The 20,983-nt window shown below is 53.1% G+C and carries 15 protein-coding genes; 8 read left to right on the top strand and 7 right to left on the bottom strand.

Annotation, left to right across the window (positions count from 1 at the left end; all coding sequences use genetic code 11):
- Positions 1-329: 329 nt before the first annotated feature.
- Genes Q31b_RS04010 through Q31b_RS03990 form a run of 5 tightly spaced genes read right to left on the bottom strand, consistent with a single transcriptional unit; the run spans position 330 to position 6,824 of the window.
- On the bottom strand, positions 330-3,404 hold the full coding sequence (locus tag Q31b_RS04010; protein WP_146598323.1) for a CsgG/HfaB family protein: 3,075 nt from the start codon (positions 3,402-3,404) through the stop codon (positions 330-332).
- Positions 3,405-3,443: 39 nt separating this feature from the next.
- Entirely contained in the window at positions 3,444-4,463 is a 1,020-nt protein-coding gene (locus Q31b_RS04005) for a CsgG/HfaB family protein (RefSeq protein WP_146598322.1), read from the bottom strand.
- Positions 4,460-5,512 carry a hypothetical protein gene (locus tag Q31b_RS04000; protein ID WP_146598321.1) on the bottom strand — a complete coding sequence of 351 codons (1,053 nt, stop codon included), beginning with the start codon at positions 5,510-5,512 and terminating at the stop codon, positions 4,460-4,462. The genes Q31b_RS04005 and Q31b_RS04000 overlap by 4 nt, the downstream gene beginning before the upstream one ends.
- Entirely contained in the window at positions 5,509-6,336 is an 828-nt protein-coding gene (locus tag Q31b_RS03995) for a hypothetical protein (protein WP_146598320.1), read from the bottom strand. Before Q31b_RS03995 ends, Q31b_RS04000 begins: the two co-directional genes overlap by 4 nt.
- Positions 6,333-6,824, bottom strand: a complete 492-nt coding sequence (locus Q31b_RS03990; RefSeq protein ID WP_261343832.1) for an RNA polymerase sigma factor — start codon at positions 6,822-6,824, stop codon at positions 6,333-6,335. The genes Q31b_RS03995 and Q31b_RS03990 overlap by 4 nt, the downstream gene beginning before the upstream one ends.
- A 688-nt stretch (positions 6,825-7,512) precedes the next feature.
- On the opposite strand from Q31b_RS03990, the gene Q31b_RS03985 reads away from it, so the two are divergent.
- The 6 genes from Q31b_RS03985 (at position 7,513) to Q31b_RS03960 (ending at position 13,078) form a co-directional block, all read left to right on the top strand.
- Positions 7,513-7,899 (top strand): BlaI/MecI/CopY family transcriptional regulator, encoded by a 387-nt coding sequence (locus tag Q31b_RS03985; protein WP_146598318.1) that lies wholly within the window; start codon positions 7,513-7,515, stop codon positions 7,897-7,899.
- Positions 7,900-7,903: 4 nt separating this feature from the next.
- On the top strand, positions 7,904-8,998 hold the full coding sequence (locus tag Q31b_RS03980) for a M56 family metallopeptidase (protein ID WP_146598317.1): 1,095 nt from the start codon (positions 7,904-7,906) through the stop codon (positions 8,996-8,998).
- A 57-nt stretch (positions 8,999-9,055) separates the two neighbouring features.
- A complete protein-coding gene (locus Q31b_RS03975; protein ID WP_146598316.1) occupies positions 9,056-9,307 on the top strand; it encodes a hypothetical protein in 252 nt (83 codons plus the stop codon).
- Positions 9,308-9,311: 4 nt separating this feature from the next.
- A complete protein-coding gene (locus Q31b_RS03970; RefSeq protein WP_197170873.1) occupies positions 9,312-9,968 on the top strand; it encodes a carboxypeptidase-like regulatory domain-containing protein in 657 nt (218 codons plus the stop codon).
- Entirely contained in the window at positions 9,946-10,491 is a 546-nt protein-coding gene (locus Q31b_RS03965; RefSeq protein WP_146598314.1) for a carboxypeptidase-like regulatory domain-containing protein, read from the top strand. Before Q31b_RS03970 ends, Q31b_RS03965 begins: the two co-directional genes overlap by 23 nt.
- 220 nt (positions 10,492-10,711) lie before the next feature.
- Positions 10,712-13,078 (top strand): hypothetical protein, encoded by a 2,367-nt coding sequence (locus Q31b_RS03960; RefSeq protein WP_146598313.1) that lies wholly within the window; start codon positions 10,712-10,714, stop codon positions 13,076-13,078.
- Positions 13,079-13,144: 66 nt separating this feature from the next.
- Here Q31b_RS03960 and Q31b_RS03955 read toward each other — a convergent pair whose 3' ends face one another.
- Complete coding sequence (locus Q31b_RS03955; RefSeq protein WP_146598312.1) at positions 13,145-15,400, bottom strand: sulfatase-like hydrolase/transferase; 2,256 nt, start codon at positions 15,398-15,400, stop codon at positions 13,145-13,147.
- A 27-nt stretch (positions 15,401-15,427) separates the two neighbouring features.
- Positions 15,428-15,850 (bottom strand): sulfatase-like hydrolase/transferase, encoded by a 423-nt coding sequence (locus tag Q31b_RS03950; protein ID WP_231617282.1) that lies wholly within the window; start codon positions 15,848-15,850, stop codon positions 15,428-15,430.
- A gap of 273 nt (positions 15,851-16,123) precedes the next feature.
- On the opposite strand from Q31b_RS03950, the gene Q31b_RS03945 reads away from it, so the two are divergent.
- On the top strand, positions 16,124-16,981 hold the full coding sequence (locus Q31b_RS03945; protein ID WP_146598310.1) for a sugar phosphate nucleotidyltransferase: 858 nt from the start codon (positions 16,124-16,126) through the stop codon (positions 16,979-16,981).
- Complete coding sequence (locus Q31b_RS03940; protein WP_231617281.1) at positions 16,978-20,292, top strand: UTP--glucose-1-phosphate uridylyltransferase; 3,315 nt, start codon at positions 16,978-16,980, stop codon at positions 20,290-20,292. Before Q31b_RS03945 ends, Q31b_RS03940 begins: the two co-directional genes overlap by 4 nt.
- Positions 20,293-20,983 lie beyond the last annotated feature (691 nt).

Raw genomic sequence — 20,983 nt, 5'->3', positions numbered from 1 at the left:
ACCCGCTGTCAACGGCTATTGAGATAGCTCTTGATGAATACTTAAATAATGTCTATGAGGGGGGAAGCCAAGGGACAGAGGGGGGAGCCAAGGAACAGTTGAGCCAAGGAACGGGTGAGACAAGGGACATGAGACAAGGGACATGAGACAAGGGACATGAGACAAGGGACATGAGACAAGGGACATGAGACAAGGGACATGAGACAAGGGACAGACCATCATCTCGAGTGATACAGCAACATCCGGGACAAACGGTAACCGTTCATGGAATGAAGAAAGACGATTGAAGATAGCCCAGAGGGGGTGCCTACGTTCGTCGCTCGGCATCACTATTTCGGTTCGACGTACCAAAGAACTCGTCGGGATGAATCGTAGTGAGTGATGAAGCCCTTGCCCAATCGTTGCAACCCAAGCCAATGCATCCAAGATGGCATACAGTCCAGCCTGTGCGATTCGCCGTCACGAGTGAACAGAGTACAGTTCATGCCGATCAGGTGATCGCCAACCTTGATCAAATGGGGTCCGGGATACGAGTATTCCGGCATCGGCTGCCCGACGTAAGGGCTGACAAAATTCGGCGGACCAGGCCCCTTCGTTGCGCTGGCAAATCCAAAATCGGGCATGGCTGTGACTTTCAACGACTCTCCGTCGACCCAAGAAACACGCGGCTCAGCGCTGCTGTGAATCAAAATCCCGCCGTCACCCAACGATAGATCGCCCGGATAGTGGGTGACTTGTTCATATTGGTTGTTCCACGGTTCGCACCGCCAAACGCCAGTGCGATCTTTCGGTTCAGTGCGATCTTTCGGTTCAGTGCGATCATGGATCGATAGCCAAACAGCGTCTTGGTCAGTGAGCATTCGTCGAATTTGAAAATAGCCGCGTGAATCGAGTGGGTTGCCAGCGGCGACGGAAGAGGACGAAACATGTAGTTCGAACCGTTCTGTTTTCGGATCGTAGCTTCCCAACGCTGCTTCATAAACAATGAACAGTCTGTCTTTGCACCAAGCGATCTCCTTGATTTGATCGGATGCAGCGCCGTCAGCTTCCGTGAAATGTTTGACTGAGTTGGCCGTAACCATCGTCACCCCCGGTCGATTGCCGACCAAGAAAGCCGCACCATTTCCGATCACCATCTTTATCGGCTTGTGACGACGAAAACCGGGGACATCCTGGCCAAACGGTTCGGCTAGTCCGGTGTCAATGCCGACACGTTGAATTGACGCCATATTGTCAGCCGTCGACCAAACAAGATAAACATTTTTTTGATTCGAACTAGCAGAACCATCGATCGCAATTGCCGCTGGCAATCTGCCAAAGCGACCAAGTTGTATTGGCACGGTTCGATAGTTTTGCCATGGCGCCGACTCCTCGGCTAAACGAAACACTGGTAGCGGCTGGAATGGCGATTCTTCTCTTGGCACAAACTTAGTGAGTGACGCTAGCATCTGTGTTGTCGTGAACATGGTGTTTGATTCGTGTTCCAACTTTAGCAATCCTATCATCCGGCGTGCGATCGTCGTGGCTTGGTCGGTTGTCAATCGCGTTAGTAGGTCGCTGATGTTGGTTTGGAACACCAGTACTCGATTGGGGTTCTCAAGTGCTTCGGATTGGTCAAGCATTCGCTTGAAAAACGCAAAGAGTTCCTCGTCTGAAATTTTCGAAAGTGCGGCGATACGTAAAGGTAGGTCAACATGCTTGGTGTCGACCAGCGGAATTTCGTCCAGATACGCCACGAGTTCGCGAGCTGCGTTTTTCCCGTCGGAGCCGGGGTGAAACGTCCGTGTTCGCAGGATGGCTGCCTTTGCGAAGGTTTCATTCAGGCTGAGCAAATCATTTGCCCAGCTGTCGAAGTCTCTTGTTTGTAAATGACCGCTCTTTTTCATCGTATGATCATGCACACGGGCAATCGCGACCATCAAAACGCGGATCATTTCATTGAAATAGGGGTCGTGTAAATCCTGCGGCACACCTGCCGACTCTCGCAATTGAAACGCCTCATTTAGCAAATCGCGTACCTGCATTGCTCCGTCGGATGCGGAAGGCGTCCATTCTAGTTCGACATAGATTAACTGCAGCACGGCAAGTAGTCGCGCCCTAGGATTGTCGGCAGCATGCTGATATTCGGATCGTCGAATGCGTTTTACAAGATCGCTATTCTCAACCAGTATTCGCTTTTCCTCATCGGTGCTGGCTTTGTTTGGACTGCCGAAGTTCCAATAGATTGGTCGATATGTCGGCTCTCGAAATTCATGTTGATACTGTTGCAGGTACTGCAGTCGTCGTTCCGCCCAGTCTTGGTAGGCGATTAACGTCGGCAGAGTCCGTTTTGCGACTCGATGTTCACCAGCGAGCTTCATTCTACCGTTGACGGCTGTCTCGAACCGCTTTCGACTCGGTGCCAACGCCAATGCGGCATCGGCAAACGCAACCGCATCCTCGCCGCGAGTCCAGCGTACACGGTGATCAAAACGGAGAGCCTCCTGCTCGGGTGAAGCTGATTGGCGATTACCTTTGTCAACGTCTAGGTTCTCAATCGCCCAATCGACGATCGGTTTTCGAGCATCGACGGCTTCGCGAGTTGCGATGTCGATCTCGGTGCCCACCGATTCTCCGTGCCCAGGCGTTGAGATTCGACACGAAGCGACGATGCCATCGCCGTTTGTGTTGCGATGCACACTGATTTCCAGCAACTGTGTCGCTCCTCGCATTTGCAGCTCCATTCCACTGAGCTGGCTTTCGGCAGTGAGTCGTTGCAGGTCGCTTCGCTCGAGTACGACCACCTCCGGTACACGAAACAACTCCGCCGCAATCAATGCCGTAAGCGTTCGACAATACGGTTTCAAAAAATGCCCTGCCTCACCACTAATGATGGGTGTGATGCCAATGGCTCGTATCGATTCGGGAGGAATAGAAAGTTTCACGCTCGCTGACTGCAACTCGGTCATAATGGCCGGAATCTCTTCGTCGATACTGCGGCGAGGCAACAGGGCATCCCACAGACGAATTGACGTACGCGTGTCGATCAGCCTGACTCGCAGATCTTGCCGACTTGCGGTCGGGTCCGGTGGCGAATTGATGATCACCAGTGCGTCGGCTTGAATGAGTTTGCCGAATTGAGTCGCATGGTCACGATCAACAGTTCCACTGGCAACAAGTCCGCTGGCGTTCAAAGCTAGCTCGTCCAATACCTTGCGGATTTGATCACGCTCGACCAGTTGCACGCGGTCGGTCGTCGACAGGGGAACGGTCAAGAGGTCGGCGACCGATTGTGATTCATCATCCGCAGCAATTATCGCCCACCGATACGTTTGCGTTTCATTGTCCTGTGCATGCAGCGTTGGCAAGCGACCGCACAACAATGCACCAATGAAGATCAAATAGATAAACGGAAGACGGTTCATGATCGTTGTGTTTCTAAAGTATCCGCGTCGGAGTTTTAGTTATTTCCGTCTATTTTGCTTAGGAACATCCTTTTTGTCGCTGGCAAGTTTTGGCAGCAGACGTGACGCGATACTCGCGGCGGCGTCTTGAAGTGCCGCTTTGCCCGCGATCTGCTCGGTCAGGTCAATCGCAATCGCAACGTCACGATCAATTGCGATGACGGCACCCGTTTCTCGATCAAGAGCCTTCACCTCTAATCGCGACTTCACTGATTTTAGGTTCCCGTTGCTCGCCGCAAATTCGCTCACTCCCTCACCAACAATCAGCACGTCTGCATCCGCCTTGCTGCCTCGATCCGAATCGATCACGTCGAAGCCAAGTTCTCGACAGAACCATGCGATCTCGGTTTCCGCAGCCGGATCGATCGTCGATTGCCCGACATGCCGCTCATCGATACGGATAAAGACCGAAGGCAACTTTGCACCACCCATCGCTTTCTTAAGAGCAGCGACTCGATCCTCACGCGAAACGGTCTGGGCAACCAAGTCGCTCGCTCGGTCGACAATCGTCTTACCTACTTCGGCGCCGAGTTGTTCAGCGAGCCTATCCAAGTCGTCGCCAACGTTTCCTTTTACCGATGCGCCCAATACACGGCTGGTTTCTGTTCCGATCACTTTGGCGACCAGGTAAAGTTTTCCGTTCACTTCCAGTACCGAGCCAGTCACTAGAATTTTCGCCCCCGTCAATTGTCCAACCTTGTTCGCGGATGCCGGATTGACAACGCCGGAAACACTCAATTCTTGTTCTTGGAGAATTTTCGCCAAATCCTCGCGTTCAACGAGATACAGTTCGGGGTTGACGACCAAGTTCGCAAATAGCAAATCCGTCACCTGCTTCCCCACCTCGCTAACCTCGCGACCTCGTTCCTGAAACGGAAACACAGCAACGGGGTAAATAGGCGTCGCAGCCTTTTTTGCCGGTTTGTCCTGCGCAGTGGCTGGCAATAAACAAACGAGCGAGAAGAGACCCAGCAGACCTCTAGTCCATATTGACTTCACAATCGATTTCCGGGAGATCATTTTTCCGTTTCCTGTTCTTCGGGTTTTTGAGAGTTGTCCAATTGCTCGAGCAGTCGTGCGAGCATGTATCGTGGCGTCGGAGATACATTCCAAACTTCAGCCAGCTGCAGCCCGCATAGAATCAGCTGTCCATCGGTGTCACGGAATGTGGCTTCCAGCCACGTCCAACCATCGGGCGGTTCTACAAACTTGATCACGATCCGGCCACCCTCGTCGGCAAGTTGCAAACCAACCCCTTGATGATCCTCTGCGGTCCATGCAAACGTATCGAGCCGCTTGTCTAACTGCCACAATCTGTCAGACCCCATTAACAATAAATGGTCCGGTCTTTTTTTTTCAGAATCGTCGCCGATACCCGGAATTCCAAAGTGGCCATTGGCTGGGCTAAACCACAGAATTCGTTGGCCATCGGCACAGAGCGAAAAGAGTGTTTCCGCCAATCCCGAGTTACTTTGCACCTCGATGCCTTCGCCGATGATCACGATCCCATTTTCGATCGTGGCCAAAGCAGCTATCGAACGGATCTCTTGGAACGGGATTTCTGCTTCATCGAGAACCTTGGCTGTATCGCCAACGGGATCATAAAGCCTCAGGTCAAGTTGGTTGAGCCATGCGTTGCGATCCGCGAATGCATCGCGAGGAAAAGCCCATAGACCGCGTTGAAAGATCGTGACCGCATCGCCGTTGCCAGCTTGAGCGAGACGGAGTGACAGCGTTGACTCTTGGATGACATGCGTTTTAACGTGCGGCATCTGGAAGTTCAGCGTCACGCTTTTCCGTTGCTCTGGCTTCAGATCAATTTGAATGTCGCCGCGACCAAACGTGCGATGCAGAACCGTTAGCTGCCACTGAATAACGCCCTCAATCGGTTGTTCCGTTCCGAAATCAATTTGGTACGAGACATTCTCGTCCGAAAAGAAACTGGTTTGGTCCGAATTCGGATTCGCCACGAGCGACTCTTCGGTCCATCCAATATTGCACCAAAAGGCCGAGAGCGACAACAGAGCAACGCAGATTGGTTGGTGGATCGAACGCAACAAATCTCTCACGTTTGGGGCTCCTTTAACAATGAAACCGCATGAAACAATCGGTATTCCACACCATCGATGCTTAAGGATGCTCCGGGCGTTGTGTCGTTGGGCGAAAGCAATAAGCTGTCGCTCAACTGTGCGGAAATTCCGTTGTCCCACTTCAAATCCACGTCGCAAGCGACGAGTCCGTCCGGCAACAAGTGTGCCCATGCCGTAAACGACGCCGTCGGTTGCTGCGGATCGTCTGTCAAAAATCGCACCACCTGATCGGATCGTGAGATCACGTCCGCAGCCCAAACTCGTTCCCACGGATTCGTCGCGGAGGTTCGTTTCGCCAACACCATGCGCATCGCAACCGTCGTCTCCGCCGCCACATCGCTGGCGAGCGGCCTGTCGTCACCCCCGAGCACGACATCGGATTCTGTTTCAGCAAACCAAACACGTTTTCCGTCGAACAGGCGGTCCAGCTCACAAAGCAGAATCCACTTCTGCTCGCGTTGTTCGTCAGAGAACCGCTCGATCGGTTCGGCGATTGAGTCCGTCTCGGGGGCAGCCGCTATTTTTGTGCGGTTAGATCCCACATTGGAATCGATATCACGGCCGATCCAAACGGCTGCCGAAATCAACGCAACCAATGCAGCAGCGGTCGCCAAAAGCAACGGTGCCGCAGAACGCCAGCGAGACGGCTCTGCAGCAGGCAGGACGATGGCATGCGCCGGATCATTTTTTAAGGCGTCCTCGATTCGCTGCCTTACAGCTTCCAAATGCTCCGCCGATGGCTGTTGCAATTCCGCCCATTGGTTAAGAAGCACGTCGACATCATCAACTTGGTTCTCGTTCATTTTTTGTCACCGCTGGGCAGATACTCTTTAAGATCGTTTCGCAAATGCTTTCTCGCTTCATGAATTCGGCTGTGCATGGCTGAGGCGGAACACTGCTCGATTTCGGCCGCTTCATTGGGCGTTAAACCGTCGATGGCCGTCAACACCATCGCGGCTCTTAGTTTGGGTGTCAGTTGGTTAAGCGACTTTTGAATCTCGTAATCGAGTTCTTTCCCGATGATCACATTGACAGGCGAACGAATTGTCGATCGGTCCGCCGGGTCGCTCAGCAGCGGTTCAACCGATCGTCGCTGGCGTCTCTGCAAAAACGTGTAAGTCGTGTTCAGTGCAATTCGAGTCGTCCAAGTCGCAAGGCTTGCTTGGCCCTTGAATCCGCCAAGGCTACGAATCGCCTTGAGCATGATCTCTTGCGTCAAATCGTCGGCTTCCTGGTGGTGCAAAACCATCGAAAAGACGATTCTTCGCACTCGAGGCAAACATCGGCGCACCAGTTCATCGGCGCACGGATCGTGCGCCGAATTTGCCTGTTCGAGTGCGGGTGGTTCGTCTGTCGAGGTCAAACTTGGAAACCTGGCAGGGTGAAAGCGGATCAGGAGCTATTAGCTATTAGGAAAACTCTCGTATTTGTTACCTTAGACTCTGCCGGCGGGGATTGCTTGGATAAAAAACGAGCGAAATTTGACACTTCTCGCTAATCGCCACCAAGGTTAGCCAGCTGGTGCCGACGTCTGGCGTGGCTGGCAATTCCTTTCGCGTCAATTCTGGTTTTGGTCAAAACAGTGCAATAATGAAGATTTTGTCAAGTTGGCTCTGTAGTTCAATGTGCTGAGGAGCCCCCTGCCGCATTGATCGAAGAAGGCTGTTCGAGACGGACGCGAAATAACGTTAACTGAAAGAATTGGCTTTTCTCGATGCGTCCCTCACGAACAACTTTCCTCTATCAAGTAAGTCAGATACGGAAGTTGTTTTTTTAACGCCCTAAGCTTGCATATGTCGTATGAAGAGCCGCGTCGACGGCGGGGCAAGGAATCGATACAGAAGAAGTTGTGATTGTTCACAGGTTTCAAAACATCAACTGCTGACGGGTCCTTTTACGCGGGAATTTCACTACCAGCATTAACAGTCATCGCCAAACACCTGAACTATTAGTTTAGTTATACAAAAGGGGAGGGCAAAATGAAATCGGCAGATGTGAATCCTAGTGAGCGAGAACTCGACGTCCTGAAGGTGCTTTGGGAACTTGGCGAATCGAAAGTGCGAGATGTCCATGAGGCATTGAATGCTCAACAAAAAACGGCGTTTACCACCGTGCAAACCCTGCTGCGGATCATGGCCGAAAAGGGATTGGTGAAGCACCGAGCGGTGGGGCGAGTGCTGTACTATTCTCCCAAACACACGATCGAGCAAGTTAGCTCGCGGTTTTTGAATCGCGTCTTCGATGGCTCGCTCGATAAACTCGTTCTCAATATGCTGCAAGCCGAGGACGTTTCCACCGACGAGATGCGTGAACTCGAAAGATTGATCGCGAAAGCCCGATCTGCAAAGAAGAAGGCAAAGGATTAGTTCGATGATTTCTTCACAACCATTGGTGATTGGATGGATCGAGTGCGCCACCGCGGGAACAATCCTGCTGATCGCGACCAAAACGATCCTCGGACGGCTGGGGCAACCGGTTGACCGCGTTAATTTTATCGTGATGAGTCTTGTTGTCAGCACCTTCGTGCCGTTGCTGGTCTGTTTTGCGTCGCTGCCAGGCTGGCATCTGGGACTTTTTTCGACTGACCAAGAACTCCTCGCTGCCACTAAAGTAGCGAGCACGACTGACGTGGCCATTCCGCCGCAGGTCTCTGTGCCACGCACCACCGCGAGGCGTCCCACCGAGCAACTTGAGGAGACCATTTCACCGCAACCGTTAAGTGAAGTGAACGAGATTGCGAGAATCGCGGCTCCGCCGGATAGTTTGACTTCAAACCGACTCGATGTCTGGTTGATTACCGCTACGATTTTGTTGATGAGCCACGGTCTCGCAATAAGTTACTTCATCTTTGAATGGATCGTTGGAGCGATTCGTTTGCGAAAGCTATGTCGGAATGCACCGTCGCCGGGCTCATCGGTGTTGGATATTTGGACTCAAATTTCGGGTGATCTAGGTGACTCCGTGCGCCTACATGTGACTCCGCAGATTACGGCCCCGATGGTTTTCGGTTGGAGGCAGTATTTACTTTGGTATCAGCCGCTGTTCTGGATACTCCGCCGCGAACTGCGAATTTGCCAGGACTTGGTTGCCGATGATCGAGCCGCTGGAGTTACCGGCGATCCTCTTGATCGCATTGAGTATTCAGAGCTTCTTTTGTCTATTGCCAAAAACACGAGCAGCCCAAATATCGCGGGTGCCATCGGTTTTTATGATCGCCCCAGCCAACTTTCACGGAGAATCAAGATGTTGCTCAATTCAGAACAATCCCTGCGTGAACGATCGCCACGCGTATTCTTATTGCTGTCCGGGCTCTTTATGCTAATCGCTTCGTTGTTGGTTGGTACTGTTCGACTAAGTACTGCTCGAGCCGATGAAGGAGTGTTCAACAAACCGGCGGCGATCCAAAATGACGATGCGACTCGATCAGCAGCATTGACGAGCAAGCCGCTGATGAAAGGGAAGTGAAAACCGTTCGCGGGCGTTGTTGTCGATCCCGATGGCAATCCGGTCGAAGGTGCTTCGGTGACCGCTCAACTTCGTAGTGGTCAGCATCTCGCTCGCATGACACGATCGGGACCGCCACCGTGGACGAAGTCCGATCATCAAGGTCGATTCAGTTTGAAAGAACTTCCTGATGAACCGCTCTCGATCATGGCCTATTTCGCGAACCCCAAAGGCGGCCCCATTCGCTTTCCTGCGAAACTTGACGTCGACCTCCATCAGCAGGATATTCGTATCGTGCTGGATCCATCACTACAAGAAGATGAGGAGTAACAACATGTCCGCTTTGATGATAATTATGCTAGCTGTCGCTGCCGTTGCCCCTAGAAACGCAGCGCTCACAGGGAAAGTTCAGGATGAGAATGGAAGTCCCATTGCGGGCGCCATCGTCGACATCTACACGGCGCGGCCCCGAGTGGGAGCCGCCCTCACCTGTCCTTCATGCTACCGTGACTGCGCGAAGTCGACGACGACGGACTCCGAGGGACGGTTTTCATTTAACGAACTCGATTCGGGTCTGCTGTTTCGTGTGCTGGTGATGGCTCCAGGACGACGGCCACAATTGACAAGATTGACTGATCCTCAAACGACGCAGCTCGATGTCAAGCTCGAACCAATCCCCACAAACCTCCCGATCGACCGGATACTCAACGGACGCGTACTAGACGACCAGGGCGAACCGCTGGCCGGTGCAGTTGTCTCTCCTTCTGGAGCGAAGACCAGCGAAAAACGCTGGTGGGGAAGTTTGCCGGGAGTCGATGAAGCTTCCGTGACGGATGCAGAGGGTCGTTTCGTTATCACCAGCCAGGATGCTAAGCTTGGGCTTGATTTGGAAGTTACGTCGCCAGGCTTTGCTGACTTTCCTTCGCAACTTTTTGATCTCGATGGTCGCGAACCGATCCGTTGGGATCGTGCAACGATATCGAAATGTTGAATCCTTCGTTGGCGAGAGCGTGGTTGTGACGGACCACACAGGCAGTTTCCAGTTCAATGACTTGCAACCGAATCAGAAGTACGTGCTCTACACACTATGCGAACCAAACCAAGAGGCGCGCAGCGAGGATTTGTTAATCCAAAATCCACCTGTACTCAAGACTCTATCGCTGGAAACAACCGACTCCGGCGGATTGACAGAATTGGGTGAATTGACGCTGGTTGCCGGTCTATCGCTGACCGGTCGAGTGACGTTCCCTGCGGACGCACAACGACCTAGTGAAGTAAAAGTGCGGCTGAGCCGCGATCCGGCTTGGGACTGGTGCGAGACGCGTGTTCTGAACCGTGGTGAATTCAGCTTTACCGGCTTGCCGTCGGAGGTTTACCGTGTCAGCGTGAATGCCCCCGGTTTCGATATTGATGCTTCACAATTTCGTTATCAACTGACTGGCGCATCACAGTTTGGCATGCGACTTCGCAGCGACCGTCAAATGCCACTTGTTATCCCGATGCGGTCAAAATAGCAGTCCCTCGGTTTGGATGACTCAACTGGCCCAACAGCTTTACATTCATGGGTGCCGAGTATTGCTACGACAGGGTATTCGTTCTAGCATCAGTTATCACGCCAGATTTAACGTCCTGCGGATGCGTTCTGAGCAGTTTGCCAATCCTATTTTGGTGGATGCTTAGAAAAACATTCGATTTTGAGACATTACACAAATAGTGAATATAAATAGCAGTTTAATGATGAAAAAGATTTGTTGCCTGTTGTGTTTGGTTCTGCCGGGAATGGTCTTATCCGCATCGGAGCTCACATTCGATACTTCCGGACGACCCTCGAAACTGGTGCTGGGCGGTAAGAATGTGCTTCGGTCCGGTTCTTCCGCCGGGTTTAACCTCAGCTATACCGATGGCGAGGACGTGACGAAGACCATTCTCAGTAAGATTGCAACCTCGGGCAATACAATCAAGGTATCCCATCCGGACGGGAAGCCGAGTTTTATCTTTCAAATCGACACCTATCCCAATCATCTGGCGATACATTTACTGGACGCTGAGGGCATCGGAACGGGCCGAAATTATAGTTTGAGTTTGACGCTCAATTCTACAGACGTCGCAGCTTATACGCTTAATGATTTAATGACGGCCAATACAGATAATCGAAGAAGAAAAAATACCGTACTGAATTGGCCCTATCTCTGGGGGTGGCCGCGCCCTAACGGGACGCGTGGCAGTGTGGTGCTCTTCGATGGCAGGCTGAGCGGGACCGAGCGAGATGCGGTTTTGGCTGAGATCTGGTCGGCCCAGGGGACGGCCGGCCACATGGTGCGCCCGGCTGGTCAGGAGACGTGGTCCGAAGCCGATGTGATGGCCTGGGTGGAGCATTGGGTGGAGAAGTTTGAAACGATGGTTGTGGTGGGGATTTCACCAAAAAATGAGAAGGAGCTCTACGAGATGACGGAAAAATTAGTCATCCCCTGTGGAGCCAATCGGGTTTATATGTTTTCCACCGACTGGCGAGGCGAGTACACCCTTAGAAAACTCTCCAACGAAAGTGTTGCAGCGGACGCCTTTCCAAATGGAAAAAAAGACCTGCTTAAATACTCCAACTACCTGGCCGAGCATGGCGCCCATTTGCAGCTCAAGAGTCTTGTTCCTCAGTTGGGGCACGATGACGAACGCTACTTTTCGGATACCTACTGTGAGACTCGGTTGCTGAGTTGGGGGACTGGTACGCTGGTGGAAGAGATCGATACGACTGACACCACCCTTCTCTTCAAACCCGGTCCAGATTACGTATGGAAAAGAGATTCTGGATTTCTCCGTATCGGGAACGAGCTCATCAAAGCGAATAAGATAACGATCGACGCCGATCGCGGTGTGTGGATCTTTTCCGATTGTGAACGCGGGCAATTCGCAACCACGCCCAAATCTCACCGTGCCGGAGCTGAGATAGCGGGTGTGGTCCACTCCTATGGTTTCGTTCATTTTGCGGACGACTTTGGTCAACCCAACAGTTTGGCCGAAGCGGTTTTAAATGCCTACGGTGATTTTCTGAACGAGGTGAACGTAGGGCATTTGCACTTCGACGGCACTGGTCAAAAGGTCGAAGCGCCGTGGTATCTCCGCGATTACACCGACTACGTGTACAGCCGGGTGGACCAGCCGGTGACGGGCAGCAGAGTGGGAGGAGGCATCCCAGCCAATTTTGAAAAGATGTTCAGTATCGCCGAACGCGCGAAGATGGCCACGGGGTATTGGGGGATTCGGATTGGTCCCCGCCTGCACGGGATGGGGAGCGGCTCCGCGAAGGAGCAACGGAATTTCTCACCCAATATGCTGGATATTCACTTTGATGTGGCGGACAGGATTGTGCTCGGCGGTCGCCGACCCAACTTTACGGGGGGCCGGAGCGGCGGCATCCTGACCATGAACATTCTCGAGAAGTACGGTTTGATCGATGAGGCGCTTGAGCTCTTCAAATACTGGATCGAGCTTGCGCCGGTGTATGATGATGCCGACGTCGCCTACATTCAAACCAAGATGAAGAGACGGCCCGGCAGCAATCATTACCATGGCGAGGATGTTGTGGTGCTCAGCAAGGACCCTAGGGACGGCTATATCTATACGCCCCACCGCGTCATGGGCCGGACTTCGGGGGAAGATCCTCTCATTCATATCGACCAGGAATGGGGAGCGATACCGCGTTACCAGCAGATTAAGGCCGGGACGACAATGGAGTTGTTGAATCCCTATGACGCGCAGCAACCGCAGGTAGTGATCCGCGTCGAGGAAACCTCCTCGACTCTGGCAAATCCGCAAATAACGATCAACAAGAAAGGGATGCTGTCCGTTGAGGGGGAGATCCAACCCGGCGAATACATGACGTTTGAAGGGGGCGATGCCGTTCAGGTTTATGATAACAACTGGAACAGGCTGCGCACCCTACCGGCACACACGATGTCGTTCACCGTCAACAAGGGCGCGAACACGGTGACCACAGACTCAAGCAAGGGTTCGAAAAAACCAGATATCAAGGTGCAATTCATCACACTCGGGCCGGTTTACGTTCTCGAGTCCAACAAGCATCTCTCGGCAAAAGCTGAGTGAGCAGACCCGTTGCCTACGAGGTCGAGGCGATGAAGCTAAGGGGATATCAAGTCGGTAAGAGCTCTGCTACTTCGCTGTGAGTGTCACACTGGATTTCGAATAGCCGATGGTGAAGCGAGAACCATCGCTGGCCACAACTTCGCTATCTGGATTTGAGAATTCGCCCGTTACTTGATTGGCGATGAGCACCGTATAAGACGCTCCGGTCTTCGGCTTGAACCCTCTGGCATTGACGACTGCAAGTACTCCGGCGAGTTTCGCTTCGTCGGCGACTTTGAATGCGGGCATCTTGCCAGTGATCGTGAGGCTTAGCTCGGCGCTGGGGAACTGATAGTAGTCGCTGTTCAAGCGGAGAGCGAAATCCTCGCCGCCGTCAACAGCGACGGATCCGTTGTTGTAGACGATGGCGTTGATCGTACCATGGCCACTAAGTGTGGCGCCGGGCTGAATGTCGATCCAGCGGAGCGACGAAACGGTTCCGTTGTCTACCGTTAGGCTCGCGCCACCAGCCAAGCGGATTTCATTTCGACCGATGAGGTTCACACTTGGGCCCAGATCGAGCGTCTGATTGGCATCTCGGCTGGCGTTGCCTCGAATTTCAAGACCAAGGAATTCCAGGTCGGTGTCAGCCTGAGCGGTTCTTGATTCGAGACTCGTGTTTTCGATGGATGCGACCCATGACAGTCGCGGAGCACCGTCGTCGTTCATGTACGTGATCCCAGCATTGGTGTACTTGTAATCGGACCAATGATCAGGGTCAGACGTATCGGCACCATCCACTCCGGTCCAGCGATGGTAGGTGTTGGCAAAGCCTTTTGGCTCGGCAACTCGTTCTCCAAGCAGCAACGATTCGAGCTCGCTGACGAGTTGCGGATGGTCGGTGGCGATATCGTTCGCTTCTGTATGATCTGATTCGAGGTCGTAGAGTGTGTATGGGGATTTCTTCGAGCGAACGAGCTTGTACTTTCCGCGGATGATCGATTCGCCATTACTCGCCTCGTGAATAATGAAGTCGCGAGGCCGCTGGTAGCCACTACCAACAAGCGTGGGAGCGATCGACACGCCGTCGATTCCGAGCGGGGCGGCAGTGCCGGCAAGTTCGCAGAAAGTGGGCAACAAGTCTGTTATGTCAACGACCCTGTCGCAGTCGGTGCCTGCCTTCAGCGATGAATCCGCCGTGATTCTAGCTGGCCATCGCATTACAAGCGGGATGCGAATTCCGCCTTCTTGAATCTTGCCTTTGGTGCCACGCAGTCCGCCGTTTGCGTCGAGTTCGACATTATTCTTTCCGCCGGGACCACCGTTGTCGGACTGAAAGATGACAAGTGTGTTGTCGGCGATGGAGTCAGACTTGTCGCCGTCGTTGTTTGGGTCTTCGAGCGCGGCAAGAATATTGCCAAAGTGAGCGTCGATGCGTGTCACCATCGCAGCCCACTGACGCGTTTGATCGGAGAGTGATGCGAAGAGCGGGTCTGCCGCGTACACTTTGTCCCAGTCCGGGAGTTCCGAGATTTCTCCGAAAGGCGCATGAGGTATCTGTACCGCGAGTAAGCCAAAGAAAGGCTGATTGGTCAGATTGTAGTTTTGCCCCTGGTTGCGAACAAAATCGAGAGCAGCAAAGGCGTAGGCATCATCGCAGTACGCTGTTTTGGGATAGTCGGCGTGGTTTTGCAAAGCCGGCTGGTTGGGATAAGCCGTGTTGTTTTGATAGGGAGCCATCGAGTTCGGCGTGAGCTGCAATCCGCCTACAGCTCGGGGCCCTGCTGGAGCACTCCAAAGTGTCGGCTGAAAGAACGTATGAGCGCGGACATGGTGGAGTTCGGCGAGGACGTGCTGGTAACCGTGCGAGGTTGGAAGAGTCTGGACATTTTGAATCACTGGATTGACACGGTCGCTGGAACCACCGTAGCCCCACTTGCCCCAATAGCCCGTAACGTAACCGGCAGTCGAGAGTGCGTCGCCAATCAGGACGTCGTCAGCACGCATGGCTTTCCTGGCGTTATTGGGATCATTGTCATCCGCGAATGTATGCCCCTGGTGAAAGCCCGATTGTTGCGACGAGCGGGAGGGCGAGCAGACGTGACAGGCGTAGCCGCGAGTGAAATTGACACCCTGCTTCGCGAGTCGATCCAGGTTAGGCGTTCGCACATAAGGTAAGTTTTTGGCCTTGCGCACCGCTTGACCATTTGGGCCGATTGAGCCCCAACCCATATCATCAACGTAGAAATAGAGGATATTCGGACGCGCGGGTTTAGCGGCGACAAGTTTTGTGACCGGCATCGTCGCGAGAGCCAGGACGAGAAAGAGCAAGTGTGTTTTCATGGTGACTGAATTCGCTTTACGATGGGACTAATTCTTGAGGCGTGCTTTCTGGTCCGCTTTCCGACGAGCCTCTGCGCCATCTTTCGGATTCGCCTTTTCAGGCAGCAGTGCATCGGCTGAGTCAAACCAGGCCAATAGATCGTCGATCCGTTCGTCTCGCTTGACGGTGTTTGTTTCAGCCAAATGGTTTCGTTCAATGAAGTCGCATGCTTTGCGAGTAAGCGTGAACACACCCTTGGGATCTTCCTGCGGCCCTTTCTTATTGCCTTTCGCGCCTTCTTGAAGTTCACCGTTGCCAAACGAATCGTAGGTCTCGTCAAAGCCCTGATGACTCGGGAACGAACGGTCCTTGCCGGCCAGATGCCATTTGCCAAAATGCCCCGTCGCATATCCTGCCTCTTCCAGCGATTCGGCATCACTTGCCGATGGAAACGCGACACACGGTAACACACAGAGTGTCGCAACTCGTATCTAACATGTACTCATGACGACCTGATCTTCCGTTGATTTTGTTCGTGGCTTTCGTTGATCTCAGCATACTTTGTGTCCATCATCTCGTCTATCTCGTCTATCTCGTCAATTTTGTGCGGGTCGTCGTGAAGGTCGTGGACCTCGAACGCTGGCTTGCTGGATGCCGATCAGGTAATCCGATGGCGGGATGGTTCTTTTCTGTTAAGCTAGTGAACGTTCCGGCCCTAACTTTCCCATTTGTAATCAATTGATATGCAGGTCCAAAAAGCAGTCATTACCGCGGCGGCCCCCAGTCAAAATACACTGCCGTTACAACAACTCGTCGATCGCGGTGGCGAAGTAAGAACGGCGTTGCAATTGATCGTCGCGGAGACGCTCGCAGCCGGAGTCGAAGAGATTTGTGTGGTCATTCGACCGGGTGACCAAGAAGCTTATGAGCAAGCAGCGGGCACCCACCTGGGCAGCATCCTGTTTGTCGAACAACCCGAGCCCAAAGGTTACGCCGATGCGATTTACCGGGCGAAGGGCTTCGTCGGCGACGATCCGTTCTTGCATCTCGTTGGCGATCACTTGTACCTCAGTTCGACCGAGGTGCCCTGCGCGAAGCAATTGATTCAAATTGCGGCCGAATTTGAGTGTTCGGTATCCGCCGTGCAATCAACCCGCGAGAATAAATTGCCCTACTTTGGGATTGTCAGCGGTCCGCTGGTTCCTCGCCGCAGCGACATTTACGAAGTCGAACGGGTCGTCGAAAAGCCGACCCCCACTTTCGCCGAACAAGAATTAGTAACGCCGGGACTCCGGGCGGGACATTATCTAGGTTTCTTTGGGATGCACGTGTTGACCAGTGAAGTGATGGCGGCGATCGAATCATTGATTTCGGTGCCGTCTACCGAACAGGCGACACTGTCCGATGCGATGGAGATTTTGTCATCACGCCAGCGATACTTGGCCTATCAAGTTCATGGATCGCGGTACAACTTGGGCTTGACTTACGGGCTACTAAATGCCCAGTTGGCGATCGGATTGTCAGGCAAGGATCGCGATCAAATTCTAACGGAACTTGTGGAACTGCTCGCGAGCCGGACCGAAGGAGTACCCACCGAGTGAACCGACTTATCGAGATCATCACGTCAGACGACTCCCTACGCGACCAGTCACTTGAATCGGTATGCAAAAACGCGACCCTGGCGGAATTACTAAACGATGCAGCGGAGCTTGATACCTTTCGGCGTGAACAGAGTAATCTGTATTGGCGAGTTCGCGCACTTTTCTTTTTATCGGCAATCTATCGATATCACGTACCTGACCAATTGCCCGTACGCCCATCGGGGCAAATTCCGTTTGAGGGTTACGAACATCTGCTATCTCGCCGTTTCAAAGAAGCGATCGATTTTTTCTTAGCAGCCCAGCAATCGGGTGGACCAAGTGATGGCTTAGCGAGTGCTTTGTCGCACGCTTATCACCAACTTGGTTTTCAAACCTTGGCGGATCAAGTGCGGCGAAGCGTGCGAACGGTACGCGGAAATCAATGGATGTTTCGCGTGGGTCATCCCGATGACCATCCACTGAGAATCCGGCCCGAATTAACCGCCGTCGATCTGTCGAGTCAGACCACGCCGTTATTGAAAGAAACAACCGCCGTGCGAATGGATTTTTCGCATAGTGCATGGAGCGATATATTCTTCCTGGGAATGGATTTTCCTGAAGGGGCACGGGTTTTGAATGTCTCGGTCGATCTCGGTGTTCGCGGTCGCGACCACGAAACCAAACCGCCGATTGAAACCTATTTGCGTGTGATCGATGAACCGGTGATTCGGCTGGTCAGTGTGGACCTCGGTGCGACGACGACGCTGCACTCGATCTCAGACACGTTTGACTTTGCTCGCGACTACTTGGGCCTACTCAAAGCGGCATTGATTGCCTCGGGTATCGTTCCGCCTGGGCTCGAAGGGTGTCGCGAATCGATTTCCGATCTGCTTGGCGTGATGCTCGGGCCCGGTCGCGGCTTGGAATTGGTTAGCAAGATCAACGACATTCCCAAAGGTTCACGGCTAGCGGTTTCAACCAATTTACTCGGTTCGCTGATTTCAATCTTGATGCGAGCGACCGGACAAGTTGGTGCGCTCGTCGGAGCGCTCGACGAGAACGATCGACGAATGGTCGCAGCACGGGCCATCTTGGGTGAGTGGATTGGTGGTAGCGGTGGTGGGTGGCAAGATTCCGGCGGTGTGTGGCCTGGTATCAAATTGATTTGCGGGACCACGGCTGAAGATGGCGACCCCGAGTTCGGTATTAGCCGCGGGCGACTGATGCCGGTCCACCAAGTTCTCGATCACGAGACGATCAGCGATCAAACACGAGAGAAAATCCAACAAAGTCTCGTCTTGGTTCACGGCGGAATGGCACAAAATGTCGGCCCGATTTTGGAAATGGTCACGGAGCATTACCTCTTAAGAAGCGAAAAGGAATGGCAAGGCCGAAAAGAAGCGATGCTGATTCTTGACGAAGTGGTCGACGCGCTCCAAGCCGGCGACCTCAAGCGAGTCGGTGATGTGACGACGCGCAACTTCGAGGGGCCACTGCAAACGATCATTCCGTGGGCGACCAATCGCTTTACCGATCTCTTGATCGAGCAATGCCGCGACCGCTACGGCGATAAGTTCTGGGGCTTTTGGATGCTCGGCGGCATGGCCGGCGGCGGAATGGGATTCATTTTTGACCCCGAAGTGAAGCCTGAAGCACAGGCGTGGCTCGGCGAAGCAATGGTCGAAACCAAAAAGACGCTGTCAACATCGCTTCCCTTTGCGATGGACCCGGTTGTCTATGATTTTTCGATCAACGACCGAGGAACCTTTGCGGAGCTGATGACGGGCGAATCGGCGATGTTGCCGGATCGGTATTATGCATTGGTTTTGCCAGAACTGCTACGTACACCGCTGCGTGAGTTGTCGCGGAGGACGCGAAGTGAACTTGAACGCATTAGCGAGCGATGCCGCGATGCCGATTCAGGCCGCCAGACAGCTAGTTTGCTGCTCGCTAGCGTGCTGCCATCGGTATCGAGCGATGCCCACCAAGAATCGTCGTTGCAAATGGTTCTATCAGAGATTGGTTTTGATCGTGTCCAACACGAACAAATTCGATCCGATTTGCTGAGTGGACGAATCGGTTTGGCTCAAAATCGTTTGCCAGTCAATACGATGATCGAGGACGTTCGCCCCAAACAAGTGGTTGATTTGCGCGACGGCGTCGAGCAAAAGTATATTGACTTAGGTCGAAAAGCGATTCAAAACGGCTCGGTGGCCGTGGTAACCTTGGCTGCTGGCGTCGGTAGTCGATGGACCGAGGGTGCAGGCGTTTGCAAGGCCCTTCACCCCTTTTGCCGGTTTGCTGGGCGACACCGTAGTTTCCTCGAAGTTCACTTGGCAAAGAATCGAGCGATCACACGAAAATACGGTGGTCACATCCCACACGTGTTTACCACCAGCCATTTGACGGACCAACCGATCAGGCAGTACTTGGACCGACACGACTCATTTGGCTTTGGGGACGAACTTGTGGTGTCGACAGGACGAAGTGTCGGTTTGCGAATGGTTCCCACCGTTCGCGATTTGCGATTTTTATGGGAGGAAACGTCACAGCAGATCCTTGACGAACAACAGCAAAAGGTTCGCGAGAGCGCTCGTTCGGCGCTGATCGATTGGGCCAAGTCCGTTGGCGAGGCGAGTGACTATACGGACAACGTGCCAAGCCAGTGTATCCATCCGGTCGGCCATTGGTATGAAGTTCCCAATTTACTCCGTAGCGGTGTCTTGAACCAATTGCTACAAGCCAACAAGGATCTTCGTTACCTGTTGCTTCATAACATCGATACACTTGGTGCGAACATCGACCCAGGTTTCTTAGGTCGGTTTATCGATGCAAGAAAAACGCTGACCTTTGAAGTCATTACACGACGGTTGGAAGACCGTGGCGGTGGACTTGCGGTGGTCAACGGTCGCCCCCGTTTGGTCGAAGGATTAGCGATGCCGAATGAACAAATCGAGTTCGATCTTCCATTCTATAACTCGATGAATACATGGATCGATGTCGATGGATTGCTTCAAGCGTTCGGGTTGGTGCGAAAGGATTTGTCAAATCAAACACGAGTCGACCAAGCGGTTCGAAAAATGGCTCTCCGGCTACCGACTTACATCACGTTGAAAGACGTAAAAAAACGCTGGGGCAACGCCCAGGAAGATGTTTTCCCGGTGGCTCAGTTTGAAAAGCTTTGGGGTGACATGACCGCACTGCCCGAAATCAGCAACGCGTTCTTTGCGGTCCCGCTAAGACGCGGTCAACAACTGAAGGCTCAAGCCCAACTTGATCCATGGCGGCGAGACGGCAGCGCCGCTTACATCGATTCGCTGTGTTGTTGGTAAAGGCGAAGCCTGTCACCCCATTGAACTCCTCCAAACAAAACGATTGGTAGAAGATCCCAGAGTAGATGATTTCAGCACAGCGAAAGAAAATAACAAGCGAAGGGAGACAAACGACTAGCTGGACTCCGACACCCATCCGTTTGGAAAAATATCAGCATGCCAGCGGCTAAGCTATTCGATTGAGCCAACCCCTCTGAAACACAAAAACGCAAGTTATCCACCGCACGTCCCAAGGCACGGTTGCTATACGAGGGGCATGTTTTCCGAACGCAAAGTGGATTGATTCTGCAAAGGGTTTGTGGAGTCCACGAAGGCGGCATCGTCTGGAGCTCGATCGATGCCCCTAACCGCATTCGCAACACTGAACGCAAGGCTTCGCCCGATGGATCGAGGGGAACGCTACGAGGATCCGCTCCTTGATGCATTGGATGGCGGCGTGATTGCGGACATCGTTGGCGGTGGCTCGCAACGGTTGCCGGGGAGGAAACGAGGTCGAATATTGCTGCATCGACTTAGATATCTTCGACCTTGTTCGTGGTGTTCCCCTGATTACGTCTATTCTTGAGTCCGCCGGCGATCCCAAGAGATCGTTCCAATCTTTCACGGCCCAATACAACAAGAACCGAAAGGTTCCTGTTGGCAAAATGGAAGGGATCGCCATCTATTTGAATGGGACCGAACTAGCCTAAAA

The sequence above is a fragment of the Novipirellula aureliae genome (assembly GCF_007860185.1).
Taxonomy (GTDB): domain Bacteria; phylum Planctomycetota; class Planctomycetia; order Pirellulales; family Pirellulaceae; genus Novipirellula_A; species Novipirellula_A aureliae.
This window is presented reverse-complemented; position numbering and strand designations above follow the sequence as displayed.